Annotated in this window: 22 protein-coding genes and 1 pseudogene; 13 read left to right on the forward strand and 10 right to left on the reverse strand. The window is 66.5% G+C overall.

Annotated features, from left to right (window positions below):
* Positions 1 to 192: 192 nt before the first annotated feature.
* The 3 genes from BM150_RS17110 to BM150_RS17120 form a co-directional block, all read right to left on the reverse strand.
* Positions 193 to 543 carry a hypothetical protein gene (locus BM150_RS17110; RefSeq protein ID WP_092928308.1) on the reverse strand — a complete coding sequence of 117 codons (351 nt, stop codon included), beginning with the start codon at positions 541 to 543 and terminating at the stop codon, positions 193 to 195.
* Positions 540 to 2984, reverse strand: a complete 2445-nt coding sequence (locus BM150_RS17115) for an AAA family ATPase (RefSeq protein ID WP_092928309.1) — start codon at positions 2982 to 2984, stop codon at positions 540 to 542. Before BM150_RS17115 ends, BM150_RS17110 begins: the two co-directional genes overlap by 4 nt.
* A gap of 205 nt (positions 2985 to 3189) precedes the next feature.
* A complete protein-coding gene (locus BM150_RS17120; RefSeq protein WP_092928310.1) occupies positions 3190 to 3780 on the reverse strand; it encodes a DUF4352 domain-containing protein in 591 nt (196 codons plus the stop codon).
* 342 nt (positions 3781 to 4122) lie between these two features.
* On the opposite strand from BM150_RS17120, the gene BM150_RS17125 reads away from it, so the two are divergent.
* Positions 4123 to 5568, forward strand: coding sequence for a hypothetical protein (locus tag BM150_RS17125; protein WP_092928311.1), 1446 nt, complete (start codon positions 4123 to 4125; stop codon positions 5566 to 5568).
* A gap of 68 nt (positions 5569 to 5636) precedes the next feature.
* Here the strand turns inward: BM150_RS17125 and BM150_RS17130 are convergent, their stop codons facing one another.
* The 3 genes from BM150_RS17130 to BM150_RS17140 form a co-directional block, all read right to left on the reverse strand.
* Positions 5637 to 6764, reverse strand: coding sequence for a methyltransferase domain-containing protein (locus tag BM150_RS17130; protein WP_092928312.1), 1128 nt, complete (start codon positions 6762 to 6764; stop codon positions 5637 to 5639).
* Complete coding sequence (tgmB, locus tag BM150_RS17135) at positions 6761 to 7747, reverse strand: ATP-grasp ribosomal peptide maturase (protein WP_175496883.1); 987 nt, start codon at positions 7745 to 7747, stop codon at positions 6761 to 6763. The genes BM150_RS17130 and tgmB overlap by 4 nt, the downstream gene beginning before the upstream one ends.
* Before the next feature lie 126 nt (positions 7748 to 7873).
* On the reverse strand, positions 7874 to 8167 hold the full coding sequence (locus BM150_RS17140) for a hypothetical protein (protein WP_092928314.1): 294 nt from the start codon (positions 8165 to 8167) through the stop codon (positions 7874 to 7876).
* 275 nt (positions 8168 to 8442) lie between these two features.
* Here BM150_RS17140 and BM150_RS17145 point away from each other — a divergent pair, with 275 nt between their 5' ends.
* The 7 genes and pseudogenes from BM150_RS17145 to BM150_RS25290 all read left to right on the forward strand — a co-directional run.
* On the forward strand, positions 8443 to 9291 hold the full coding sequence (locus BM150_RS17145) for a helix-turn-helix domain-containing protein (protein ID WP_139219575.1): 849 nt from the start codon (positions 8443 to 8445) through the stop codon (positions 9289 to 9291).
* 9 nt (positions 9292 to 9300) lie between these two features.
* Complete coding sequence (locus tag BM150_RS17150; RefSeq protein WP_092928316.1) at positions 9301 to 9510, forward strand: DUF397 domain-containing protein; 210 nt, start codon at positions 9301 to 9303, stop codon at positions 9508 to 9510.
* 126 nt (positions 9511 to 9636) lie between these two features.
* A complete protein-coding gene (locus BM150_RS17155; protein ID WP_092928317.1) occupies positions 9637 to 11673 on the forward strand; it encodes an N-6 DNA methylase in 2037 nt (678 codons plus the stop codon).
* Between the two features lie 75 nt (positions 11674 to 11748).
* Complete coding sequence (locus tag BM150_RS17160) at positions 11749 to 13755, forward strand: type I restriction-modification system subunit M (RefSeq protein WP_092928318.1); 2007 nt, start codon at positions 11749 to 11751, stop codon at positions 13753 to 13755.
* Complete coding sequence (locus BM150_RS23820) at positions 13752 to 14972, forward strand: restriction endonuclease subunit S domain-containing protein (RefSeq protein ID WP_139219576.1); 1221 nt, start codon at positions 13752 to 13754, stop codon at positions 14970 to 14972. The genes BM150_RS17160 and BM150_RS23820 overlap by 4 nt, the downstream gene beginning before the upstream one ends.
* Positions 14973 to 15193: 221 nt before the next feature.
* On the forward strand, positions 15194 to 18292 hold the full coding sequence (locus BM150_RS17165) for a type I restriction endonuclease subunit R (RefSeq protein WP_092928319.1): 3099 nt from the start codon (positions 15194 to 15196) through the stop codon (positions 18290 to 18292).
* Between the two features lie 205 nt (positions 18293 to 18497).
* Positions 18498 to 18692 (forward strand): annotated as a pseudogene (locus BM150_RS25290) (IS5 family transposase); the annotation flags it as partial.
* On the opposite strand, the gene BM150_RS17170 reads toward BM150_RS25290, so the two are convergent.
* Entirely contained in the window at positions 18672 to 19121 is a 450-nt protein-coding gene (locus BM150_RS17170) for an NUDIX domain-containing protein (protein ID WP_092928320.1), read from the reverse strand. The pseudogene BM150_RS25290 and the gene BM150_RS17170 sit on opposite strands and share 21 nt — an antisense overlap.
* 23 nt (positions 19122 to 19144) lie before the next feature.
* Here BM150_RS17170 and BM150_RS17175 point away from each other — a divergent pair, with 23 nt between their 5' ends.
* Both BM150_RS17175 and BM150_RS17180 read left to right on the forward strand, forming a co-directional pair.
* The gene (locus BM150_RS17175; RefSeq protein ID WP_092928321.1) at positions 19145 to 19327 is read left to right on the forward strand and encodes a hypothetical protein; all 183 of its coding nucleotides are present in this window, start codon (positions 19145 to 19147) and stop codon (positions 19325 to 19327) included.
* A 76-nt stretch (positions 19328 to 19403) separates the two neighbouring features.
* Positions 19404 to 20255 carry a phosphotransferase gene (locus BM150_RS17180; RefSeq protein ID WP_092928322.1) on the forward strand — a complete coding sequence of 284 codons (852 nt, stop codon included), beginning with the start codon at positions 19404 to 19406 and terminating at the stop codon, positions 20253 to 20255.
* A 151-nt stretch (positions 20256 to 20406) separates the two neighbouring features.
* Here BM150_RS17180 and BM150_RS24210 read toward each other — a convergent pair whose 3' ends face one another.
* The 3 genes from BM150_RS24210 to BM150_RS17190 are packed head-to-tail and all read right to left on the reverse strand — an operon-like array spanning position 20407 to position 21167.
* Positions 20407 to 20550 carry a hypothetical protein gene (locus BM150_RS24210; protein WP_175496884.1) on the reverse strand — a complete coding sequence of 48 codons (144 nt, stop codon included), beginning with the start codon at positions 20548 to 20550 and terminating at the stop codon, positions 20407 to 20409.
* The gene (locus BM150_RS17185) at positions 20547 to 20843 is read right to left on the reverse strand and encodes a hypothetical protein (protein ID WP_092928323.1); all 297 of its coding nucleotides are present in this window, start codon (positions 20841 to 20843) and stop codon (positions 20547 to 20549) included. Before BM150_RS17185 ends, BM150_RS24210 begins: the two co-directional genes overlap by 4 nt.
* A gap of 6 nt (positions 20844 to 20849) precedes the next feature.
* Positions 20850 to 21167: a hypothetical protein gene (locus tag BM150_RS17190; RefSeq protein WP_245755562.1), complete on the reverse strand. Its 318-nt coding sequence runs from the start codon at positions 21165 to 21167 to the stop codon at positions 20850 to 20852.
* Between the two features lie 90 nt (positions 21168 to 21257).
* On the opposite strand from BM150_RS17190, the gene BM150_RS17195 reads away from it, so the two are divergent.
* From BM150_RS17195 to BM150_RS17205, 3 genes are all read left to right on the forward strand, one after another.
* Positions 21258 to 22112 carry a helix-turn-helix domain-containing protein gene (locus tag BM150_RS17195; RefSeq protein WP_245755563.1) on the forward strand — a complete coding sequence of 285 codons (855 nt, stop codon included), beginning with the start codon at positions 21258 to 21260 and terminating at the stop codon, positions 22110 to 22112.
* A 6-nt stretch (positions 22113 to 22118) separates the two neighbouring features.
* Positions 22119 to 22313, forward strand: coding sequence for a DUF397 domain-containing protein (locus BM150_RS17200; RefSeq protein ID WP_092928326.1), 195 nt, complete (start codon positions 22119 to 22121; stop codon positions 22311 to 22313).
* A gap of 340 nt (positions 22314 to 22653) precedes the next feature.
* Complete coding sequence (locus tag BM150_RS17205) at positions 22654 to 23700, forward strand: NsdA family TPR-like regulatory protein (protein ID WP_092928327.1); 1047 nt, start codon at positions 22654 to 22656, stop codon at positions 23698 to 23700.
* The last annotated feature ends 138 nt before the right edge of the window (positions 23701 to 23838 follow it).

The raw sequence follows: 23838 nt of genomic DNA on the forward strand, positions 1-23838 counted from the left end.
GGTTCCGGCAGGGCAGGTGGGTTGTCGATGTCCCGGGAGGGGCGGTTGCCCCGGGGTGGCCGAGCGGGACGGGCAGCCGCCGTAGCGCTCGGCCGCCCGTTACCGGGTTGTTCCTCGGGTTGTCCGGGTAAAGGCCGCTGTTTTACCAGTCGGGACGGCAAGTCGAGCCCTGTCCCTGCCGGATCGCGGTAGTCAGCGGTGGTGGCCTGCGCGTTCGACCAGCCCGATCAGCTCGCGCACCTCGGATTCCGGTGGGGCCAGTTCGAAGGCGTGCCGGTGGCAGGCCCGGCTGAGTCCGCACCAGGCACGTTCCAGCAGGACCCCGGTGCCGTCGTCGAGCACCTGAACAGCGATGATCAGCAGGGCCCGGTTGTTCACCCGGTCGACGCGGCCGCAGTATTTCTCGCACGTTGTTCGGAGGATCGCTTCCGCGGCTCGTCTGGCGAGCAGCGCGGCCATCCGAGGGGCCGACCACTCGGTGCCGTCCCACTCGTGGTCGAGCAGTTCCCTGGCTTGGCCGAGCAGGTTCTCCGGGGTGTTCATCGCGGCTCCCGCAGCAGGTCGTCGATCGTGGTCTGGAGGCTTTTCACCGCTTCCTCGGCCGAGCACTTCAATCCCTCGTGTGTGCCGTCGGCGCAGATTCCCAGCGTGTGCCGCCGCCGTGGGTATCCTTCGAGCCAGAAATCGAGGTCGATATCCGGATCCCCGCACAGCGCGAGCCCGATCCTTGCTCTGGTGCGCTTGTGCTCCGTCCAGAGTCGTTCCGCCTTGTCGCGATCCTGACCGTTGTGGAACCGCTTGGCGCTGTAGATTTCCCAGGCAGCGGCCTCCACCGCCATTCGGCAGAGCCCGGGGAGTACCGCCTCCCTGACGCTGGGGTCCAGCTCGGACTTCGCCACGGCCCGGGCCTCGGAGACGTAACTGTGTGCGGGGGAGTCCGAGTTCACCACGGTCACCTCGGAGTTCCTGCCGCGTTGTACCTCCAGGATTCGTGCCCGCACGTTGGAACGTCGCGCGGAGTCGGCGAGCCGGTCGTCGTGCGAGAACACGACGACCTGGCGGTCTTGGGCCAGCTCCGCCAGCACCTGCACGAACCCGTCCACCTTGGCCGGGTCCATGGCCTGCACCGGGTCGTCGAGCACCACGAACCGGAACGGGCTCTGATCCATGGTCGCCCGGGGCAGGAACAGCGCCAGCGCGAGCGCGTGCAGCTCGCCCTGGCTCATCACGCCCAGTGCCTGGCTCTCGGCCCCGTCGACGTCGGCGTGCAGCGCCACCTTCCGCTGGGGCCCGTTGCCGGTCAGCTCGATCGCCCCGAGGTCCACGTTGCTCTGCTGCCGCAGCCGCGACCAGATCCGGCGGGCGTGGTCGGCCAGCGGCCGCAGGTGTTCGTTGCGGAGACGCTTGGTGTTGTCGCGCAACCATTCGTGGGCGCCGCGCACGTCCTTGAGGTCCTGCGCCTTCGAGCGGACCTCGCGCATCACCTCGAGCCAGTTCGTCAGTTTCTCGGCGATCGGTGACCAGGCGTCCCGGTACTGTGCCAGGCGAGCCGCCGCCTCCTCGCGCAGTTCCGTGAAGGCCGCCACGAGTTCGGGGTGGGTGGCGGCCACGTGCTCGGCCAGTTCGCCGTCACGTTCCGGTGGGGTCGCCCAGCGCTCTCGCGCTCGCCGGGCTCGTTCCAGGTTTTCGAGTTCGACGCCCGCCGTATCCGGCAGCGCGGGGACGCGGGCGATGCGGGAACGCAGTTGTTCGGCACCGCGCCGCACCGCCTCCTGGGCCTGCCGGGCGACTGTGATCCACTGTTCGTCCTCGTCCAGCCGCTGCCGCGCCCGTGAACTCCATTCGGCGTCGAGCGTCGCCTGCCCGCACACCGGGCAGGGCTGGTCGCCGTGTTCGCGGTGCAGTTCGAGTGCCCTGTGCAGCAGTGCCGAGCGCTGTTCGGCTCCGGCCACGGAGTCGCCAACCAGCTCGGCGGCCTCCCCGAGTGCCGTACGCAGCTGGTTCACGGAGCTGTCGATATCGGCCTGTTCGGGCAGGACCGGTTCGGCCAGTTCGCGCAACCGGGCCGCCACCCCGCCGGAGGCCGCGGAGTCGGTGACGAATCCGCCGATCGCCTCCAGATCCGGTTTGTGCTTGCCGAGCAGTTTCCGCAATTCGGGCGCGCGTTCGTCCTCGCTGTGGTCGAGGTCGTCCCTGAGCTCGCCGCGCAGCTTCTTGGCCTGCTTTTCCGCGGCGGACAGCTCCTTGGCGAGCGTGTCCAGCCGTTGCGTCCCCTCGCTGAGTTGTTCCAGTCCGACGAGTTTGGCCAGCGCGTCGTGGAGTTTGCTGGGCCCTGCCTCGAACAGGTTGCCGAGTTCCTCGTAGGACAGGATCGGACGGTTGAGTTCCAGCGCCCGGTGCCATTCCGGGGGAAGCTCGGGGTTCTCCTCGGGGCGCCGGACGGTGCTCCGGTGCTCCTCCGGCTTGCCGCTGTCCGGCCATGCCACCTCGATTCGGGTGTCTCCGGCGGATTCCTCGGCCAGATCCACCCGAACGGTGGGGGAGACGTCCTGGTGGACGTTGCGCCAGTTCTCCTTCCAGAGTGCGGGCCTCGCGGTGGACCAGCGGTAGCTGTTGCCGGTCAGCGCGAGTTCGAGTGCTTCGGTGAAGCTGGACTTGCCGGAGCCGTTGCGTCCGGCGACGATCGTCAGGCCGGGGGCGGGGTGCAGCGGCAGCCTGGTCCGGGAGCCGATGCCCCGGAAGCCGCCGACCTCGATGCCGCGCAGGAACGTTCCGGCGGGCGTGGTGTGCTGCCGGGTGTCGTCCTCGGTTTCTTCGGCGGTCACCGGGGTGTGGCTGCCTTCGAGTGCCGCGCGCAGTCGCTGCTCGTCCTCCAGCGCGGCGAGCACGAGCCCGCGCACCCGCTCGTCCTGGGGTGGGGATTCGCGGTTCAGCAGTGAGCGTACGAGGGAGATCAGCCGGGTGTCAGCGGGATTTTCCGGCATTTTCTACTGTTCCTTTCGGACAGGGCTCTTTCGGAACGGGTTCGAGGAGAGAATTCGACCGGGGCAGGTCGAAATCCTCGCGGGGGTGGTGGTGCTTTTACATCCACCTACCCGATGTCGGGTCTCGCCGGAGCGAGAGCCCACGAGAGATTCCGCCGAGCGAGTACGGTGGAAAACCGAGCGGTGAAGTCCTGGTGCTGTCCTGTCAGAACTTTCCGGAGAAATACACGGTCTCGGCGGCGAAAGCGTTCGGCTGTGCCGAAACCTGGAGTTTTCCGGCGGATTCGCCGATCTGGTAGACGTGGGTGAATGTCGTGTCGCCGCCGGGGGGCAGTTGCACGTCGGCGAGGGTGTCGCCCGCCGCGTAGTTGCGTTGCGCGGCCTGCCCGGCGTGCTGCACGGTGAACTTCGCCGAGGCCACGTTGTACTCGTCGTCGCCCTTGTTGGTCACGGTGATGTCGAAGGCGACGTAGCGCTGTCCTTCGGTGGCGCGCAGGAACTCGTTCTCCGGGGTGTACGCGCTGGGTTCGGCGATGCTGATGGCTTCGCCGCCGTCCCAGGTGTAGGTCCGGCCGAAGGACAGCCGGGTCGGTTGGCCCGCCGATTCGGTGGTGTTCTCCACGCCGGTGCTCGTCGATCCCGTGCCGGACTGCCCGGAACCGGTGCTCTCGTCGCCGGTCGCGCAACCGCCGAGCACGGTCATGGCCAACAGCGCCGCCGCCACGACCGTGAATCGCGGCGATCTGCCGAGTTCCACGCCTCGTGCGGTGTTTCGGTTTGCGGTGTTTCGGGACATGTTTCCTCCTGGAAATGGCTGGGTTTGTGGTTCGGGAATGAATTCCGCTCGAGAAAGGCGAGGCGTCGCGTGTTCCGGTGGCTCGGATGCCGTTCAACCGTTGATGATCCAAGGTAACCATATAGCTGTGAACGATGTCAACACAGGGTTGCTGTGTGTACTTGTTGAGCCTTCGAAGGTGGTCGCCTCGGCGTATGCGGCACCGGCCAGGCGTGAACGGCCCCGCGCTCCCCACGCGGCAGCGGAGGGCTGATCCATCCCGGTGATCAGCTCCGGCAAGCCTTGTCCGGTCTCGCGCGGTGAACCTAGTTTCGTGCCGGGTGCCCCGTGGAAGGGAAACGCGTGGATTTCGATCAGGTGTTTCACAGGCTGAAGGCTCGGGGAGACATCCGGTACGACGGCTCGGACGAACTCGCGGAGCGGGTGAAGCAGGAGATCGCGAAGCAGCGCGAGGACCGGAATTTCGGCGGCACCTGGAAGACTCCCACTTCGCTCGGGATGTCGAGCCGGGAGTCACTGCAGACGAGTCCGGCCGATGTTCTGTTGGAAATCGGCGTGGCGACCGCGCTGTTCGACGATTCGCCGTTCGCGGAGGTGGCTCGGCACTGGGCGCAGCTGCGTTACTGCGGAACCCTGCATCGGGACAAAGAGCACCGCTTGGCGCTTTCCGAAGCGGGAAACAGGGTGGTGCACCACCACAAGGTGGCCCAGTCCGAGTATCTGGGTATCGGGTTCTCGCTGGTCGTGGTGCGGGAGGTTCTTCGGCACCGGTATCCGGGCTGGACGTTCAGCCCGGTCGACGTGGACTACGCGTTTCGGTACGGCGGCGTGGCCGGCATGGGCGAGCTCAACCAGTACACGGACAGTCGGCCGGACTACTTTCTGGTGGGGCGCCGGACCAAGGGCGGCGGTGGTCTCAAGCTCGTGGTGTTGGAGTGCAAGGGCACGCACCAGGGCACCGGGCACGCCGTGGCGCAGCTCGCGAAGGCGTGTAAACAGGTCGCCTCGGTCGAGGTCGGAGGCCGGAGCCTGGACGGGCTGATGGTGGCGACGCTACTGCAGGCCTCCGGCATCGAGTCCAAGGTGATCGATCCGCCCGGTGACAGCGACCTGTGGCAGGGCTCCGACCGGGAGATGGACGACCTGCTCGACGAACGCCCCGGGCCGCCTCCCGGTGACTTCGAGGTCCGCGAGGTCGGTGCGGAGGCCCCGGATTCGGAGCAGGAAACGATGTACGAGGGCGAGCCGGCGGAGCGAGCTGATTCGGAAGTCGCTCCGCCCCAGGAGGAAGACGATTCCGGGGAAGAGAGCGATTCCGGGCAGCAGCTGGTTCGCTCGAAGGTGGTGAACGTGCCGGAGCGGCTGCGCATCTGGTTCTCGAAGATGCTGGCCAACGCCAACGCCGCCTCCGCGCTGCTGTTCGCGGGTGCGGGCGAGGCGGCCACGCGGTACTTGCGGGAGAGCGGGCGAACCGGAGAGACCATTCCCATGGGGTTTCACGAGGAGGAAGACGTAAGGGGTGGCCTTCGGTCGTTCGAGCTGCCGAACGGGATGTCGATCCTGGGGACCCGATACCGCACGCGGCTTCCGGGCGGCAGGACGTTGGAGATCCACAAGGGGATCGAGCGGAACCTGTTTCGCGATCTGGAGGCGGGCAGGCTGGCGGGATTCATGCGCAGAGCCCATCGGGTCTCCGAGAGGCGGAGCCGCTCGCTTCCGCGCGATCCGAGGCAGTCCGTGGCGCTGGGCAACGACGGGACCGTCCTGTGGCTGCGGGTCACCGGGTGATGCCTCCTCGCGGGGCCACGCCGGTTTCCCGGTTCGTCCGGGTGTCTCGCGCACCGCGAGTCGTGTGCTCAGAATTCCCGGACGGTTACGGCACCTGTGGGCGTGTCCACTCGAAGGATGTGGGTCCCGTCCGGTGTCACGTGTAGCCCGTGGTGGTGCGGTTCCGGTCGCCCGCACTCGTGCCATTCGGTGACCAGCTCGGTCAGCTCCGACCAAAGGTCACGGCTGCCGTGCTGTTCGAGCGTGACGCTGTCCGCGCCGTTGCGCCGGGCGCGCGCCCACGCTCCGGTTTCGGTGTCGTAGAGGCGTTGTTCGGTTCCGCTGTCGTGGTCGAACGTGAGTTGACGCAGTCGCGGATACAGCAGCGCGCGCAGGAAGATCACGCTCGGCTCGGCCAGTTCGGGCAGCGGTGCTGCTGTTCGCGTGGTGCTCGGTTCGCCGGAGGTACGTGCGAGCACGTCCCGCGCGGTCGGTTCCGTCGTGTTCGGATCGTGGCGCATGGTCATGAACGCCGCCGTGTCGGTGAACGGGCCGTGGGCGTGGCCGTGTTCGTCGACTTCCAGGCGCACCAGCGCGAAGGAGAGGTTGACCAGCAGGATCCCGCCCGGGCGTAGCTGTCGCAGCCACTCGGCCGGGATGCGGTGCGCCCCGCAGGTAGCGAGGATCCGGTCGAACGGCGCGCGTGCGGGGACGCCGTGTGCGCCGTCGCCGCGGATCACGGTCGGGGCGTACCCGGTCTCGCGCAGCGCGGCTCGCGCGTTCTCGATCACTACCGGGTCCACGTCGATGGTGGTAACGGCCTCGTCCCCGAGTGTGGTGGACAGCAGCGCGGCGTTGTATCCGGTTCCGGTGCCGACCTCCAGCACGGTGTGACCGGGTGCGGCGTCGAGTTGTTCGAGCATCAGTGCCATCAGGCTCGGTGTGGTGGAGGAGCTGATCGCGGTCCCGGCGGAGTCCCACCGGGTGATCAGAGTGCTGTCGGAGTAGACGGCCGCCAGCGCCTGATTCGCGTTCGGCCCGTGCACGTCGTACTCGATCAGCCCGTCCGGAGTGGGCACGGTGAAGCGGGAGACGAAGCGTTCGCGCGGCACGTTCCGGAACGCGTTCTCCCAGCGCGTGCTGTGCGGATTCCCGCTCCGGCGGAGCTCGTCGGTGAGACGTTGCCGTAGGGAGTGGGCGTGCGCGGTGTCGGTCATGTGCGGTCCTCGGTGAGTTCGTCGGCGATTGCGGCGGCGATCGGCAGGCCGGTGTGCGCGGCGATCCAGCCCCATTGCCCGTTCGGGTTGAGATCGCCGTGAAAGACCCATTGTTCGTCCGGGGAGACGATCAGGTCGGCGGCGGCGTAGACGAGTCCGAAGTGTTCCAGCAGCCGATGGATGCCCGCGCTCGTCGCCGGTGGTACTTCGATCGGGGTGTAGCTCAGCGCTTCGGGCGGATGGGTGCGCCAGTCGATCGCGGTCGCCCCGGCGGGCGGATCCATCCGGACCGCGTACATGCGGCTGCCGACCACGGTCAGCCTTACCGGGTAGGCGCACGGCACGCGCTGCTGGAACAGGTGCGTGGTGCGCGCCACGGACTCGGTGATCTCCTCGGCGGCGACCGCGTCCGCCCACAACGCGACGTGCCGCCCGTGCTCGATGCCCGGGCCGCCGCGCAGTGGTTTGTAGACGACTCCGTGGTCGCGGTGCTGGTCGCAGAACGCGCGGGCCTGCTCGGGATCGTTGGTCAGCAGGGTGTCGGGCACCGCCAGGCCGCAGGAGGCTGCGGCGCCGAGCTGGTGTGGTTTGTGCTCGGCGGCCGCGTTGCGGTGTGGATGGTTCACCCAGTGCACTTCGGGTAGCGCGGCGAGCAGACCGCCGAAGCCGTTGTCGGCCTCGGCGGCCGCCCACTGCCGTTCCGTGGCGGTCATCTCCGGGTGCGGGAGGAAACCGGACGGCTTGCGGTACCAGACCGACCGCAGCGCGGAGACGTCGATCTCGCGGTGGGCATCGCGCAGGGAACCGTCCCACCTGGGGTTCTCGCCGGTGAGGCGGGTGGTCTGGCGCATGCGTTCCGGGAAGGCCGCGAGGTCGAACCGCGCCACCGGGAGCTCGCGCCGGTGCAGTTCGTTGATCACCAGGTCGGCGGTGACGTCGTGGTCGCGGGTGATGACCGCGACGGAAGCGGAGGTGTGCTGCAAGGCTCCATCACTTCGGGTGGCGATTCGCCGGTTCTCGGCGAAATCGGGAACGCCGGGGGAGAGGTCGCACGGTGCGGGGAGCCGGGTGGTGCCTTACCGGGAAAGCACCACCCGAGTGGTTCCTGGTCAGTCCTTGTCGACGAACCACTGGCTGTCGTAGCGCGTGTCCTGATGGGTGACCGCGCGCAGCGCCAACCGCTCGGAGTTCTCGCCTCCCGGCGCGACACTGACCTGGCGCCGCGGGTCGTAGTCGAGTTCACCGGGGGTGTTCAGCCGGGAGTCGTGCACTTCCACGGTGCGGGTGAGCCCGAACGGGCGCGGCGAGGTACCTCCGCCGTCGCCGGTCGTCTTCGAGGAGTCCCCGTCGGTGCAGGGAAACAACCTCGGGGTCCATCCGGAGGCGAGTCGGTGCGTGTTCATGTTGGTCTCCTTTCCGGGGTTTCGTGCGGATCGGGCCGAGGGGACCGGCGGTGTCGGGGTTTCCCGGTCCCCTCGGCGGAGCCAGGCAGCGGGCCTCGGCCCGGGGAAGGGAGTGGCCGACCCGGGAAGTTCGGGGCACATCCCGGACCCGCTGCCTGGCGGATATACGCTCGCTTGAGGTTGTGGCGTGCCTCACCGAGCTGTCGTAAACATACGCGCGTATATACGCACTCTGGAAGCGGAAAGATCGAATATGCCCCGAAAGGAGGAGCTTCGTGGGCGATGCGCCGTTGACGATGGCCAGCTGGGCATTGGGTGCGCGGTTGCGTACGTACCGGACGAACAACGATCTGACCACCGAGTTCGTAGCCAAGCGTCTCGGGGTTCGACAGCCGACCGTGAGCAGGATCGAAAAGGGCAAGCACCGGTTGACGACACGACAGCTGGCTTCGCTGTGTGAGCTCTACGGACTGTCCGGAGAGGTAGCGACCAAACTCGAAGAAGCCCGTTCGGTCGCGGGACGTCCTGACTGGAGGCAGGACTATCAGCAACTACTGGATGGCCCGTTCGGTGATGTGCTCGGTTTGGAGACAGGTGCCAGTCGTATCCGTGCGCTCGACGGGCAGTTGGTGTTCGGCCTGCTGCAGACGGAGGAATACGCGACCGCGCTGATGCGAGAGGCCCCTTATATTCGGGCTACCGAAGTCAAGCGTCGAGTCGCGCTACGTATGCAGCGCCAGTCGGGTGTTCACAACGGTGACCAGGAATTCGTCGGAGTACTCGGGGAAGCAGCGCTTCGTCAGCACGTCGGTGGACGAGAAGTGATGCGCAGACAACTCGATCAGCTGCGTGAGATGGCCGAGCGGGACAACGTTCTCCTGCGGCTGTTGCCGTACGAGGCGGGGGCGCATGCCGCCTTCGGCTCGGCGTTCACCGTTCTCGATTTCAGGAGTGACGACATCACGTTGCCGACCGTGGTTTGTGTGGACACTCTCACATCCGCGTTGATCTACGAGGGTGAACGGGTGGAGACCTACACTTCGAGTTTCGACATGATGATGCCGAAGTCGCTCGACGAGCAGGAGACGGTCGAGCGCTTGGAGCGGATCCGAGACGACTGGTAGGACACGAACATGGAAACAGCGGTGCATGGCGTGATCGCGGGCTGGCGTACCTCCACTTACAGTCAGAACAACGCCGCCTGCGTCGAGGTCGGCTCGGCCCCGGGCGTGGTCGGTGTCCGCGACAGCAAGCTCGGTCCCGACAGTCCGGTGCTTGCGATGCGGCTTTCCGCGTGGTCGGCGTTCGCCGTGGCGCTGCGCGAAGGCCGCTTCGACCACTGACGTCGCCCTCGCCCTCTCGCGTCCCGGTTCCGCTTCCGGAGCCGGGACGCGGTTGTTACTGATACGTGAGCACGAATTTGCTGTGAACCTTGTCAACGCATGGTCGCGTGATGCTAGGGTTTCGTTGTGAACGATCAGCAGGACGCACCCACCGGCACCGTGACCACCATCAACGCGGTGAACATCGCGCGTCTGGCCGGGGTGCGTCGTGCGGCGGTGAGCAACTGGCGCAAGCGCTACGACGACTTCCCCGCACAGATCGCGGGCACCGCGAGCAGCCCGCTGTTCGACGCCGACGAGATCCGCGCGTGGTTGGACAAGTACGGCAAGCTCGCCGAACTCCCGCTGGCCGACGAACTCTGGCGCGAACTCGACGGGCTGCGCGGCACGACCGACACCGTGGAAGTGCTGATCACGTTCGCCGTCGCGCTGCGCCACCTCTTCGACCACGACTGCAGGCTCGCCACCGAGCTCCTCACCGAGTCGTTCGAAAACGACCGCGCCCTCACCGAAGCCGTCGCCGCACGCGTGTCCATCACCGTCGGGGAACTGGGCCTGGACCTCGAACCGCTCGCACCCGAACCCGACTGGGCGCCGCTGCTGCGGCTGCTGGACCGCGCGGCCGAGGAACCCTCCGCCTTCGAGGAGCTGCTGGTCTCCACCGCCGAACGCGCAGAGCCGCGCGGTGCCGGGGTTGTTCCGCCGGAGCTGGCTCGCCTGATGGCAGGACTGGCCGATCGCGACGAGGTGTTCGACCCCTACTGCGGTCTCGGTGAGCTGCTGCTGCCCACATTGGATTCGGGTGTGGCCGCCGGGCAGCACCCGAACCGGCAGCTGCTGCGGCTGGCCACCGCCCGGATGCTGCTGCACATCCGAACCCCACCTCGGCCGGCGGCGGGTGACGCGCTGCGCGAGGACGGTTTTCCCGGCCAGACCTTCGGTGCGGTGCGCTGCGTGCCGCCGTGGAACGTCAAGGACTGGGGCTTCGAGGAACTGCAGTTCGACCCCCGCTGGGAGTACGGCCTGCCACCGCGCGGCGCCGCCGAACTGGCCTGGGTGCAGCACGCGCTCGCGCACCTGGACACCTCGGGGGTGGCCGTGCTCGGGCTGCCCGCTGGGGTGTGCGGCCAGGCACGCGGCAGGCGCATCCGCGCCGAGCTGGTGCGGCGGGGCGCGCTGCGCGCGGTGGTCGCGCTGCCCGGCGGGGCGTTTCCCGGCACCTCGGCGAGCACGGTGCTGTGGGTGCTGCGAAGCGCCGAGGCCGAACCGCCGGGCGGTGTGCTGCTGCTGGACGGTTCGCGGCTGCTCAGGGCGAAGTCGCCGGACTGGGGCGCACTGCGTGAGCTGGTGCTGCCCGCCTGGCGGGAGTTCGACGGGGCCGGTACGTGGCCCGAGGAACCGGGCGTGTGTCGCGTGGTGCCCGCGATCGACCTGCTCGACGAGGAGGTCGACCTCAGTCCGGCGCGGCACCTGGCCGGTTCGGTGCAGACCGACGTGGCCGGCATCCGCACCGCGAGGGAGAACCTGCTCGGGCTGCTGCGGGAGCTCCCCGCGCTCGTGCCGGAGGTGCTGCCCGAGGACGCCCCGGCACGTCCGCACGCGCGGATCGGGGAACTGGCCCGCACCGGCGCGGTGACCGTGCTGCAGCAGGTCCCCACCGGCACGCGGGAGGAGGACGCCGCGGCGTTGACCGCGCTGACGGCGCAGGACGTGCACGCGGGCAGGGCGCCTTCCGGGGTGCTGCGCGGTGCCGCCGATCCGGTTCGGCTCCGCGAGGGCGACGTGGTGCTGCCGATGCTCGGGGAGCGGCTCGTCAGTCGGGTGATCGAGTCGGAGGAGGCGGTGCTCGGCCCGCACCTGTGGCTGCTGCGGCCCAACCCGGAACAGCTCGATTCCTGGTTCCTGGCGGGGTTCCTGCGCAACTCGGCCAACGCCGCGCTCGGCGCGGGCTCCGGGACGGCGCGGCTGGACGTGCGCAAGGTGGAGCTGCCCCGCGTCCCGCCCGAGGAGCAGCGCCGCTGGTCCGATACGTTCCGCGGGCTGTTCCGGCTGGAGCACGGGCTGCACCGGGTGCGCGAGCAGGGCGGCAAGTGGGTCGACGACATGATCGACGGGCTCACCGGCAACGGGCTGCGGCCGCCCCGCGACGAGGAACGCGGCTGAGGCCACCCGCCGCGAGTGACGACGGACGCTACTGATCGAATCGGAATGGTTTCACATGGTTGAGGGGATGCCGAGTTGAGCACGAAGGACCAGGAGCTGGCCAATTTCATCTGGTCGGTGGCCGATCTGTTGCGTGGGGATTTCAAGCAGTCCGATTACGGCAAGGTGATCCTGCCGTTGACGGTGCTGCGCAGGTTGGACTGCGTGCTGGAGCCCACGCGGGTGAAGGTGTTGGAGCGCAAGAAGCACGCCACCGAGCAGCTCGGGGTGCAGAATATCGACCCGCTGTTGCGCAAGGAAGCGGGTTTCCGGTTCTACAACACCAGCAAGTTCACGTTCTCCCGCGATGTCGAGGGGTTGACCTCGCTGCTGGCCGATCAGGACCAGGTGGGCAAGAACCTGCGGGCGTTCATCGGCGGGTTCTCGCAGGAGGCCGCCGAGATCCTGGAGAAGTACGACTTCGACACCCAGATCAACCGGATGGAATCAGGCGGCATCCTGTACCAGGTGGTGGGCAAGTTCGCCACGCTGGACCTGCATCCGGACACGGTGTCGAACCAGCGGATGGGCTATCTCTTCGAGGAGCTCATCCGCAGGTTCTCCGAGATCTCGAACGAGACGGCCGGGGAGCACTTCACCCCGCGCGAGGTCATCAAGCTGATGACCAACCTGCTGCTGGACCCGGATCACGACAAGATCGTGCAGCCGGGGGCGACGCTGCGGGTGCTGGATCCGGCATGCGGCACCGGCGGGATGCTCTCGGCGGCCGAGGACGTGGTCACCGGCTACAACGCGAACGCGACGGTCACGCTGTTCGGCCAGGAGCTCAATCCCGAGTCGTACGCGATCTGCAAGTCCGACCTGCTGATCAAGGGGCAGGAGGCGGGCAACGTCGCCAACGACAACTCGTTCAGCCACGACCGGCACTACGGCAAGCGGTTCGACTACCTGCTGGCGAATCCGCCGTTCGGGGTGGAGTGGAAGAAGGTCCGCGAGGACGTGGAGCGCGAGGCCGACCTCGGCCACGCCGGGCGGTTCGGCGCCGGGCTGCCGCGCATCAACGACGGCTCGCTGCTGTTTCTGCAGCACATGATCGCGCACATGAAACGGGTCGAGGAGGGCGGTTCGCGGGTGGCGATCGTGTTCAACGGCTCGCCGTTGTTCACCGGGGCCGCCGAGTCGGGCGAGTCCAACATTCGCCGCTGGATCCTGGAGAACGATCTGCTGGAGGGCATCGTCGCGCTGCCGGACCAGTTGTTCTACAACACCGGCATCTCCACCTACTTCTGGATCCTGTCCAACAACAAGGCCGAACGCGACCGCGGCAAGGTCACGCTGCTGGATGCCCGCGAGTACTGGGCCAAGATGCGCAAGAGCCTCGGCGACAAGCGCAAGTACGTCACCGAGGACCAGATCGCCCAGCTCACCCGGCTCTACAACGAGGCCGACTCGATCGCGGCCGACGAGAACCACGAGCTGCACGACAAGGTCAAGATCTTCGACACCACCGACTTCGGTTACCAGCGCATCACCGTGGAGCGGCCGCTGCGGCAACGCTTCGAGGTCACCGAGCAGACCCTCGCCGAGGTGGACAGCGCCAAGCCCGTGGGCAACTACGACGACCGCGAGGCGCTGCTGGCCGCGCTGCGCGGACTGGTCGGCAACACCTGGTGGAAGAAGGTCGACTTCGACGCCGCCTTCCGCCAAGCACTGGCCGAGGCAGGGGCCGGCGGCAAACTCCCGGCTTCGGTGAACAAGGTCGTGAGCAACGCGGTCGCGGTCTCCGACGCCGACGGCGAGTTGCAGACCGACAAGAAGGGCGCGGCGCTGCCGGACCCGGACCTGCGCGACAACGAGAACGTCCCCCTCGGCGAGGACATCGACGAGTACCTCACCCGCGAAGTCCTACCGCACGTGCCGGACGCCTGGGTCGACCACAGCAAAACCAAGATCGGCTATGAGATCCCGTTCACCAGGTACTTCTACAAGTACGTGCCGCCCCGGCCGCTGGCGGAGATCGACGCCGAGCTGAAGAGCCTGGAATCCGAGATCCAGCGGCTGCTTTCGGAGGTGACGGAGTGAGCTACGAGCTGGTTCGGTTGAAGCACTGCGCTACTTCTCCTGTGGTGAAGGGTGGAGGTGGAAAGCTGCCGTACACTTCTCTCGAGGATGTTGAATCCGGAAGTGGAAAGCTGCTTCGAAGCGATCTACCTTTGAAAGATGCGGAAGAAGAAATCCAACATCGTCCTGGTGACGTCCTTTTTGGGAAGTTGCGTCCGTATCTTTCGAAATCGCTTATGCCGACAGATGTGGGAGTGGCCACGAATGAGCTGATGGTGTTGCGTCCAGGTGAAAACTTGGACAAACGTTACCTGTTCTACAGTTCACTTTCCGCTCCTTGGGTCGATTGGGCTGTTGCGACCTCTTACGGCGTAAGGATGCCTCGGACCTCGTGGGAGGCAATGGGAGACTATCGGATGTGGCTTCCGTCGCTCGAAGAGCAGCGCCGCATCGCCGACTTCCTCGACGTCGAAACTTCTCGGATCGATGCTGTTGTTGAATCACGAAACTCTCAGAGAGTGACTATCCAATCACGGCAGAAGAGCTTGCTGAATGATGAGATGCTACGTCTGTCGAGGAAGTACAAGAGTGTTCCAGTTCGCAGGATGATCAAGAAAATCGAGCAAGGGTGGTCGCCTGACTGCGATTCCCGGGAGGCGGATTACGAAGAGTGGGGCGTGCTGAAGGCTGGCGCTGTTAATGGTGGAATATTTCGCCCATCAGAGAATAAAGCATTGCCGTCTTCGGTGACACCGAAAGCGGTTTTTGAGATTTCTGACGGTGATTTGATAATGAATCGCGCTAGTGGTTCTGTCGAATATCTAGGAAATGTAGGAGTCGTCAAGAGGGTTCGCCCGAGGCTTATGCTATGCGATAAGCTGTACAGGATCAACGCGGACCGTAGGTTCGTTACCCCAGACTACCTGAGGTTAGCATTGTCTTCCTCGTCTGCTCGTGAGATTATCGAGTCTCGCGTATCGGGTGGTGAGGGTATGGCCAATAATCTTCCGTCTGGTGTCGTCAAAATTATTCCAGTTCCACTGGCTTCAGAAGAAGATCAGTGTCGAGTCGTCAGAGACGTCGAAGCTCATGAACAGCGTGTGGAAAAACTTCAAGCGGCAATCGATCGCCAAGTAAATTTGCTCGCCGAACGCAAGCAGGCCCTCATCACCGCCGCTGTAACGGGCCAGCTGGATGTGACGACGGCGGGGCGGGCGACGTCGGATCTGCGGGCGTGACTTTCCTCCGTTCGGCGGTTGGCACGTTGCCACTGTCGCGGGAAGATGTAGGGCTTTCCGGTCGTGGTGGCCCGCGCGATCGGAAACCGGAACAAACCGAGGGCAAGCTTTCGCGTGAGCCGCCCGAGCAGAACGGCGGGTTGAAAGGCGGAACCGAGACCGCCGCTCGTTCGCCGTGCAGCGCTCGTGAAGGTCCACTCGACCAGGACTGTGGGGAAGGAATGAACGCACCGCACGGCGAAGCCGCTTTCGAGGCGGCGATCGAACAGGCGTTACTCGACTCCGGGTGGCTCAGGGGCTCGACGGAGACCTACCGCGCCGACATCGCGTTGGACATGTCCGAGGTGTTCACGTTCCTCGGCGACACCCAGCCCCGCGAGTGGGAACGGCTGCGCGCGTTCTACCCCGACCCGGACGAGGCGCAGCGCGCCTTCGGCAAACGACTGGCCGAGGCCATCGACCAGCGGGGCGCGCTGGACGTGCTGCGGCACGGCGTCAAGGACAAGGGCGTGCTGCTCAAGCTCGCCTACTTCCGCCCCGCGCACACCGTCGCCGAGGACGCGCTGGCAGAGTACCGCGCCAACCGGCTCACCGTGGTGCGCCAGCTGCACCACTCCGACAAGCACCCCAAGGACTCGCTGGACCTGGTGCTGCTGCTCAACGGCATCCCGGTCGCCACGGCCGAGCTGAAGAACCACCTCACCGGCCAGAGCGTGGAGCAGGCCAAGCACCAGTACCGCCAGGACCGCGACCCCGCGGACACGATCTTCGCCCGCCGCGCGCTGGTGCACTTCGCCGTGGACCCGGAGTTGGTGTTCGTGACCACGCGCCTGGAGGGCGAGAACACCCGCTTCCTGCCGTTCAACACCGGCAGCGAGGGCCCCGGCGTCTCGGGCGGGGGCGGCAACCCGCCCGCCGAGCCCGGCCGCTACCGCACCTCCTACCTCTGGGAGAAGGTCTGGCAGCCGGACAACTGGCTCGACCTGATCCGGCGGTTCATCCACGAGCAGCCCGATAAGTCCAAGCAGCCCAACACGCGCAAAGCCAAGGCCAAGCAGAGCGAGACGATCTTCCCGCGCTACCACCAGTGGGACGCGGTGCTGCGGATGAGCCGACACGTCGCCACCCACGGCCCCGGCAACAACTACCTGGTGATGCACTCGGCGGGCTCGGGCAAGTCGAACACCATCGCCTGGCTCGCCCACCGGCTGTCCAGCCTGCACACCCCCGGCGAGCAGTCCGAACTCGACCCCGAGGCCGTCCGGGCGGGGCTGGGGCCCAACCAGCAGGTCTTCGACAAGATCGTCGTGGTCACCGACCGGACGGTGCTCGACCGGCAGTTGCAGCACACGATCAACCAGTTCGACCACGTCGTCGGGGTGGTGGGGCCGATCGACGGGAAGAAGGGCGGCTCCAAGTCCGCGCACGTCTCCCACGCGCTGCACGACCCCGGCGTGAAGATCGTCATCACCACGCTGCAGACCTTCCCGTACGTGCTCGATCAGGTCGCCAGCACCGGGCAGCAGCGCTTCGCGCTGATCGTGGACGAGGCGCACTCCTCGCAGTCCGGCGACTCCTCCAAGGACCTCAAACGGGTGCTGCTCAAGCTCGGCAGTGACGACGTGGACGAGGACGGCGACCCGTTGACCGCCTCGGCGCTGGCGCGCGGCAGGCACCCGAACATGTCCTACTTCGCGTTCACCGCCACCCCGAAACCCAAGACGCTGGAACTGTTCGGCACCCCCAACGAGCTGGGCAACTACGAACCGTTCCACGTCTACTCGATGCGCCAGGCCATCGACGAGGGCTTCATCCTCGACGTGCTGCGCAACTACGTCACCTACAAGACCTACTTCCGGTTGGCCACCGAACAGGCCAACGAGAACAAGGAGGTCGAGGCGCGCAAGGCCAAGGCGCACCTGGTGCGCTTCGCCGAGCTGCACCCCACCAGCATGCGGCAGCGCGCCGAGCTGGTCGTCGAGCACTTCCGGGAACACACCGCCAAGCAGCTCGGCGGCCGCGCCAAGGCCATGGTGGTCACCCGCTCGCGGGAGCACGCGGTTCGGCTGTTCCTGGCCATCCGCGAGTACGTCGAGACCCGCGGTTACACCGAGCCCGACTCGCTGGTGGCGATCTCGGGCAGCCTCTCCATCGACGGCGCGGAGTACACCGAGACCGGGCTGAACGGCTTCGGCGAGAACGAGCTGACCGGGTGGTTCCACTACACCAGGGCCGACGACCCCAACGCCGCGCACAACGGCAGACGCGAGTACCGGCTGCTGGTGGTCGCCGACAAGTACCAGACCGGCTTCGACGAGCCGCTGCTGACCACGATGTACGTGGACAAGCAGCTCAACGGGGTGGCGGCGGTGCAGACGCTCTCGCGGCTCAACCGCACCCACCCGCTCAAGAGCCAGGACGACATCTTCGTGCTCGACCTGGCCAACGAGGCCGAGAACATCCAGGCCGAGTTCCGCAAGTTCCACGAGCACGCGGTCACCCCGCCCACCGACCCCAACCTGCTCTACACCGCGCAGCACCGGGTGATGCACTACGCGCTGCTCGTGGAATCGGAGATGCGCAACTTCGCCGATGCCTACTTCGCCGCGCAGCAGCAGGCCACCACCGATGCGCAGTGGCAGCGCGCCCACGCCGACCTCTACCGGTTCGCCGAACCCGCCAAGGAACGCTTCGCCCACTACCAGGAGCGGGAACCCGAGGAGGCCGAGGAGTTCCGGGCCGCGCTGCGGGACTACGTGCGGATGTACGCCTTCCTCGCGCAGGTGATCCCGTACCGCGACACCGACCTGGAACAGCTCTACTTGTTCGGCAAACACCTGCTCAACGTGTTGCCGCGCGGTGAGGACGGCTCCGTCGACATCGGAAAGGTCGACCTCACCCACCTGCGGATCAGCAAGACCGGCGAGCACGACGTGCGCGTCGAACCCGAGGGCGAGCAGGTGCTGCCCGGATTCAGCGGCGGCGGCTCGGGCGCGGCGGCAGAGCCGGAGAAGGTCACGCTGGCCGAGCTGCTGGCCGAGTTCAACGAGCGGCACGGCACCAACCTCGGCGAGCACGACATGCTCGCCGACGTGGAGCGGGTCATCGCCGACGGGCATGTGCAGGCGGCTGCGCTGAACAACAGCGAGGAGACCTTCGCCGACGTGTTCGACTCCAGGTTCCAGGACAAGGTGATCGAACGCGGTGAGGACAACACCAAGTTCCTGCAGAAGTTCCTGGACGACCAGGACGCGCGGGACGACTACATCCGACTGGCGCGCAGGCGGGCCTACGAGATGATTCACCGCGAGGTCGCCTGAGCGGTGCCGGGGGCGTTTTCGCTGGGTGCTCGGTTGGCCTGCGCGGCGATTTCGCGAGAAATTGACGGCCCGTGGGAGTCGGGTGTTGCAACCTTACGGCTCGTCTCGCTGGGATTGCCCCGACATCGGGTAGCTACTACGCGACGTCGGTCGTTCCTCGCGAGAGCCGCACGAGAGAATCCGCCGACTCTTCAATTGTCCGGGGATCACCTGGGACATCAGCGTGGATTCCACCAGCGCCCGGGCGCACCAGCAGCGTGCTGGTGCGCGTACGGCAGGCAACCAGCAGACCGAGCCACCCGGTGGCGTGCACGACGAACCGCTTCGACAAGCTCGCCGTGCGCTACGAAGCCACCGCCCACTTCCCCGAATCACGCACCTAGCCGGCCGGGTTGGCGAGGTGGGCGTCGATGAGTTGTTGTACTTCGGCGCTGACCGGATGCTGGTCGGTGGTGACCACCCAGGCGGACTCGTCGTGTTCGCTGAGGTGTACCTCGGCGGGGTTGGCCACGGTGACGGTCCAGGTGTGTTGGCGGGTGTGCTTGCCGGAGCCGGAGGTGTAGTCGAACGCGCCCAGGTAGCCGGTGATGGTCGAGATGGTCAGGCCGGTTTCTTCGGTGACTTCGCGGTGTAGCGCGGCGTACAGGTCGGTATCAGTGGGTTCGACTTTGCCGGAGGGCAGTTCCCAGGTGCCGCCGCGAAAGTCGTCGGCGGGGCGTTTGAGCAGGAGGAGCGTGCCGCCGTGGTCGATGACGGCGCCGACGACGTGTTGGTCGATGCCGTCGGCGGCGTCGGTGCTGGTGAGTTCGTCCAAGCCGGGTATGTTCATGCGAGGATGCCTTCTTTCAATTCGTGACGGCGGGTCCGGATCTTGTCGAACGCGGCGAGGTAGCACTCGGCGAGGGCGTCATCGTCGTGGGGGACTGGCAACCCGAAGTGAACCCGATGAAGGCCGTAATCAAGCTCGGCTACGCCGTCGTCGTTGCCACCATGTCGGCACCGACCGCTGGTGAAGACCCGATCGACGCCCGGTGAGTCGCGTGCACCGCCACCTGTTCCGACCTCCCCGAGGCGTCCGACGCTTGGTGGGTGCGGTGGCTACAGTGCGGGGATGCACACCTCTGTGGCGGGTCCGGCGGTGACGGTGGATCTGCGTCACCAGCCGCACGCGCACGCGCTTGAACGGGCCGAGCGATCCCTGGGAGTGGTCGTGGACCGGGAATCGGCCGTGGTCAAGCGGCGCTCCGTCGGCGCCCGCAGTGACCGGGACACGTGGGTGCGTCTCGAGGTTCAACCACGGGAGTCGCTGGGAACGCGGGGGTGGAACGGGGTTGAAGCCGCCGAAGTGCTGCGAGGTGTGGCCAAACCCGCCTGGTACCAGGGAGTGTCCTGGCTCGACCGGGACGCGGGGCTGATGTGGCGTGCCGATGAGACGCAGCTGGTCACCGCAGCACCGGTCCCGGCCGCAGGCGTACTTCGACATGCCCCGGATCTGCCCGAATCCTGGTGGGAGACGTTCAACGCCTCGTTGGACGCGCTGGCCACGCACCGTCCGGCTCATCACGCGACCCGGCACACCGCGTTTTTGACCCAGCAGCGCATCACGAACCTGATCACGCGGATGTTCGGTGCCGATGTGGACACGACCGTCGAGGAGTGGGTGGCCGTCCACGGCGACTTCGCGTGGCCCAACCTCACCGCGCCGGAGTGCTGGTTGCTGGATTGGGAGGACTGGGGTGCGGGCCCCAGGGGTTTCGATGCCGCGTGCCTGTGGATGGGGTCGCTGGCGGTGCCGGAACTGGCCCAGCGCATCGCCGCCGAGCGCGCCGTCGATCTGTCCACGCGCTCGGGGCGACTGTCGTGGTTGTACGCCTGCGCCGGAATCCTGGACACCGAGACGGATCCGGTGTTCACCGAGCCTGCCCGACACCGGACCGAGGCCCTGTTGAGCCGGCTTCGATAGTCGGCACGAGCGTGGGAACCATTGGAAAACCGCGATGGCCGACAGCTGATTCACAGCGGGTAAGACGGTGCCTTACCCGCTGGTTCGGTCGCTGTGTCCAGGGTGACGAGGACGCTCGCTTGTCGCGTGCTCGTTTCCCTGGCGGGCGTTCTCAGAGTTTGTGGAGCCCGTCGAGTACTCGTTCCAGGATCGAGTGCGGCACCGTGGTTCGTTTCCTCGGTGGTTCGTGCAGCTCGCCGGAGAAGGCGGGGACGTAGCCGCGTAAGCGGTTCGGCTCGCGGGGCTGTCTGGTCACTGTTCCCCCTCGGCGCTGCCGGTGTCCGGTTGTTCGGGGCTCGCGGTGCGCGGCTGTTCGGTGTTGCCGGTGCCTGATTGTTCGGTGATCAGGAGTTCGGTGCAGTCGGGGCAGGTGGGGGCTTGGAACCAGTCGAGTTCGCTGGGTTTGGCCATGGCGCAGGGTTTGCCGCACACCGAGGTGTCGGATGGTCGGCCGTCCCAGTACTTGCCCCGGAAGGCGTGCCGGTGCCACGTGAACCCGGTTCGGTCCGGCACGGGCAGCCAGTAGTGCTGTCGCTCGGTGGTTTCCACGCTCGTTCACCTTTTCCAGCTCGGTTGTCCACGGTCCAGCCGCAGGTATTCGTTGAAGCAGTCCTCGCAGCACGGCCGAACGTGGTTCATGCGCCGGTCTTCGGCCGGGCGAGCTTCGGCGTAGTCGTGCCCGCCGAGCGTGCTCACCCCACCGCCCTCGGTCGGCAACGCGTCCACCGTGGCGTGCTGGTAGCGATCTCCTTCCGGGGTGAACCAGTACACCGCGATGCGCTCCGTCTCCGCACTGATCTCCACAGAGCTCCCCCGTTCCACGGCAGCCCGGCCCAGATCGCGGCCTGCCTGCAAGCTGCTTAGCGCGCTCATCAACTAGAAACATAGCCAACTGCAATTGCAATTGACGATCCCTCAATCAGGGGATCTTGTCTGACGAAGTTTCGCGATAGTCTTCCTTGCATGAGCAATACGCCACCCGCAGTGCGCCGTGTCCAAGTTGGCTTGATCCTGCGAAACCTGCGCAACGCGGCAGGGGTGTCGCCACCCAAGATTTCCGAACGGCTCGACTGGTATTCGGGCAAGCTAACCAAAGTGGAGCGCGGCGACCTGACCGCCAGCGCGGCCGAGATCGAAGTCATGCTTGAGATGTACGGCGTGGCGGACGACCAGGAGCAGGCCGAACGGCTACGGGCACTCGGCAAGGAGGCACGACGCCGTGACCGGCCATCGACGGTGCCGGACTGGGCGAACACGTTTCTGGCTCTGGAAGGAGCGTCCTCCGAGATCAAGGCATATGACCCCGAAGTCATTCCCGCGATCTTGCAGACCGAGCACTATGCGCGGGCCGTGCTGTCCAACCCACTGGACGAAACCGTGGACCCCGAACCGGGGGTGGCCGAGCGGATGATGCGTGCCGATCGGGCGCTTCAGGACGAAGGCCCACAAGTGTGGGTGATTCTCGGTGAAGCGGTACTTCACCGGCAGATCGGGGATTATCAAGTCCTCCGCGATCAGCTGCAGCACCTGCGCAAGATGGCGAAGCGCTCCAACGTCACGATCCAGATCATCCCGTTCACGACCGGCGAGCATGTCGCGCTCGGTACCGGCTGGGTGCTGCTCACGCTGGAAGAACCCGAAGCTACCTACGTGTACACGGAAGCGCTTACGTCTGCCGATTATATCGACCGGCCCGCCCACACGGACGCTTATAAGCAAGCATTCGATAGGCTGCGCGCGGCGGCGGCGTCCGAGCGCGAGACCGCGACGATGCTGGACCGCCGAATCAAGGAGCTGCGACACCAGACCACGGAGTAGGTAATCATGGCTGATCTGACCGGCGTGACCTGGCGGAAGTCCAGCCGCTCGCAGGGCGCGAACAACTGCGTTGAAGTCGCGGTGGCCGCAGATAACGTCAGCGTGCGCGACACGAAGAACCGCGCTGCCGGATACTTCACCGCTACCGGCTCGCAGTGGTCGGCCTTCCTTGACGCTGTGAAGACCAGCCGGTTCGACTGATCCCCAGCCGAACAGCTTCGCACCCTCGGATTCGCTCCGGGGGTGCTTTTCATGCGTGCCCACTCGGTAACGAATAAGGAAGAGCCTCTTGATCGTGACCAGGGGACTCGCGCTACTTCGTATCCGGCGAGATTCACAGCAGCAGTGCTGAGTCCAGTGACGCGGGGAAGCCTCGCGTGGCGCTGCCGGTGCTCGAATACTCTGTGATCCGGCATTCGGTGCAGTCCGAGCAAGCGAAGGCTTGAAACCAGTCCGTTCCGGTACGGGCAGCCAGCAGTGCTCTCGTTCGACGGGTTCCACACTCGTTCACCTTCTCCAGCTCGGTGGCAGACTGGCGAGCATGGTCGGCAACGATCACCTCAAGGCCGCACGGCACGCGGCGGAATCTGCTCGCGTGCCCGGTGAGCACATGAGCCGTGCCGAGTTGGCCGAACGGGTCAACGCGTGGCTACTCGACAACACCGGCAGGCCGGGGGCGCTGGACCGGCACTACCTCGGCCGGATCGAGCGCGGGCAGATCCAACGGCCGGGACGGGACTACCGGGCGGCCTTTCGCGCGGTCCTACAGGCATCCGATCGCGACCTCGGGTTCACACCCGACCCACGCGCCGAGCGGCTTCGTCGGGCCGCACAGCATCCCCGCAGGGCCGACACCACGGCCCTGTCCCAAGCAGCCGACATGCTCTCGACCGTGCGCAGGCTCGAAGACGAAACGAGCGCGAGCGCCGTGCTGCCCAGCGTCGCGGCCCACGCCGAGCTCGTGAACCACCTGGCCGACCAGTCCAAGCACACGGCCGAGGCGGTGGGACTGGCCTCGGAGATCAGCCAGTATCTCGGCTGGCTCAAGATCGCACGGGACGAGTACGGCGACGCGCAAGCCCACTTGGATCGTGCGGCGCGGCTGGCGCTGGAAGCCGACGACCCGCAACGGCTCGCCACCGCGCTGAGCTTCGCCGCGTATCGCGCACTGCTGCTCGGTAACTACGGCCAGGCGGCCAACCTCAACCGAGCGGCGATGCGTGACAGCCGGGTCGATCCGGGACTACGCGCGTACGGGCACTTGCAGGGCGCCGAGATCGCGGCCTACGACGGGGATGCCCATACCGCCACGCGGATGCTCACCCAAGCCGATCGCCTGATCGAGAACGCTCCCGATGCCCAAGAACTACCGGACGGTTCGTACTGGCACATACCGCCTGTCCTCAACGGGCACAAAGGGTTCGTGCTCCACGCGCTCGGAGATGCCGAGCAAGCCCGCCAGACCGCGCGAGAATCTCTGGAAGCAATGCCGGAAGCCTGGACCCGCGCCGAGTGGGCGGCGGACCACCGTGCTCTCGCCGGATGGGAGGGCGACGCTGCCACACAGCGGATTCGCGAACTCGACTGAACCCCGGTTCGACTGATCCTCAGACGGATTGTTTCGCACCCTCGGATTCGCTCCGGGGGTGCTTTTTATGCGTTCCCACTCGGTAGCGAACAAAGAAGAGTCCCCTGATCGTGACCAGGGGACTCGTGCTATCTTGAT

The organism is Actinopolyspora alba, from assembly GCF_900112765.1.
Taxonomy (GTDB): Bacteria; Actinomycetota; Actinomycetes; order Mycobacteriales; family Pseudonocardiaceae; genus Actinopolyspora; species Actinopolyspora alba.

Excerpts from the sequence above, each read along its gene's own strand:
- BM150_RS17110 (WP_092928308.1), bottom strand. The coding sequence starts at position 543 with ATGAACACCCCGGAGAACCTGCTCGGCCAAGCCAGGGAACTGCTCGAC.
- BM150_RS17115 (WP_092928309.1), bottom strand. The coding sequence starts at position 2,984 with ATGCCGGAAAATCCCGCTGACACCCGGCTGATCTCCCTCGTACGCTCA.
- BM150_RS17120 (WP_092928310.1), bottom strand. The coding sequence starts at position 3,780 with ATGTCCCGAAACACCGCAAACCGAAACACCGCACGAGGCGTGGAACTC.
- BM150_RS17130 (WP_092928312.1), bottom strand. The coding sequence starts at position 6,764 with ATGACCGACACCGCGCACGCCCACTCCCTACGGCAACGTCTCACCGAC.
- BM150_RS17140 (WP_092928314.1), bottom strand. The coding sequence starts at position 8,167 with ATGAACACGCACCGACTCGCCTCCGGATGGACCCCGAGGTTGTTTCCC.
- BM150_RS17150 (WP_092928316.1), top strand. The coding sequence starts at position 9,301 with ATGGAAACAGCGGTGCATGGCGTGATCGCGGGCTGGCGTACCTCCACT.
- BM150_RS17165 (WP_092928319.1), top strand. The coding sequence starts at position 15,194 with ATGAACGCACCGCACGGCGAAGCCGCTTTCGAGGCGGCGATCGAACAG.
- BM150_RS17170 (WP_092928320.1), bottom strand. The coding sequence starts at position 19,121 with ATGAACATACCCGGCTTGGACGAACTCACCAGCACCGACGCCGCCGAC.
- BM150_RS17180 (WP_092928322.1), top strand. The coding sequence starts at position 19,404 with ATGCACACCTCTGTGGCGGGTCCGGCGGTGACGGTGGATCTGCGTCAC.
- BM150_RS17190 (WP_245755562.1), bottom strand. The coding sequence starts at position 21,167 with ATGAGCGCGCTAAGCAGCTTGCAGGCAGGCCGCGATCTGGGCCGGGCT.
- BM150_RS17195 (WP_245755563.1), top strand. The coding sequence starts at position 21,258 with ATGAGCAATACGCCACCCGCAGTGCGCCGTGTCCAAGTTGGCTTGATC.
- BM150_RS17200 (WP_092928326.1), top strand. The coding sequence starts at position 22,119 with ATGGCTGATCTGACCGGCGTGACCTGGCGGAAGTCCAGCCGCTCGCAG.
- BM150_RS17205 (WP_092928327.1), top strand. The coding sequence starts at position 22,654 with ATGGTCGGCAACGATCACCTCAAGGCCGCACGGCACGCGGCGGAATCT.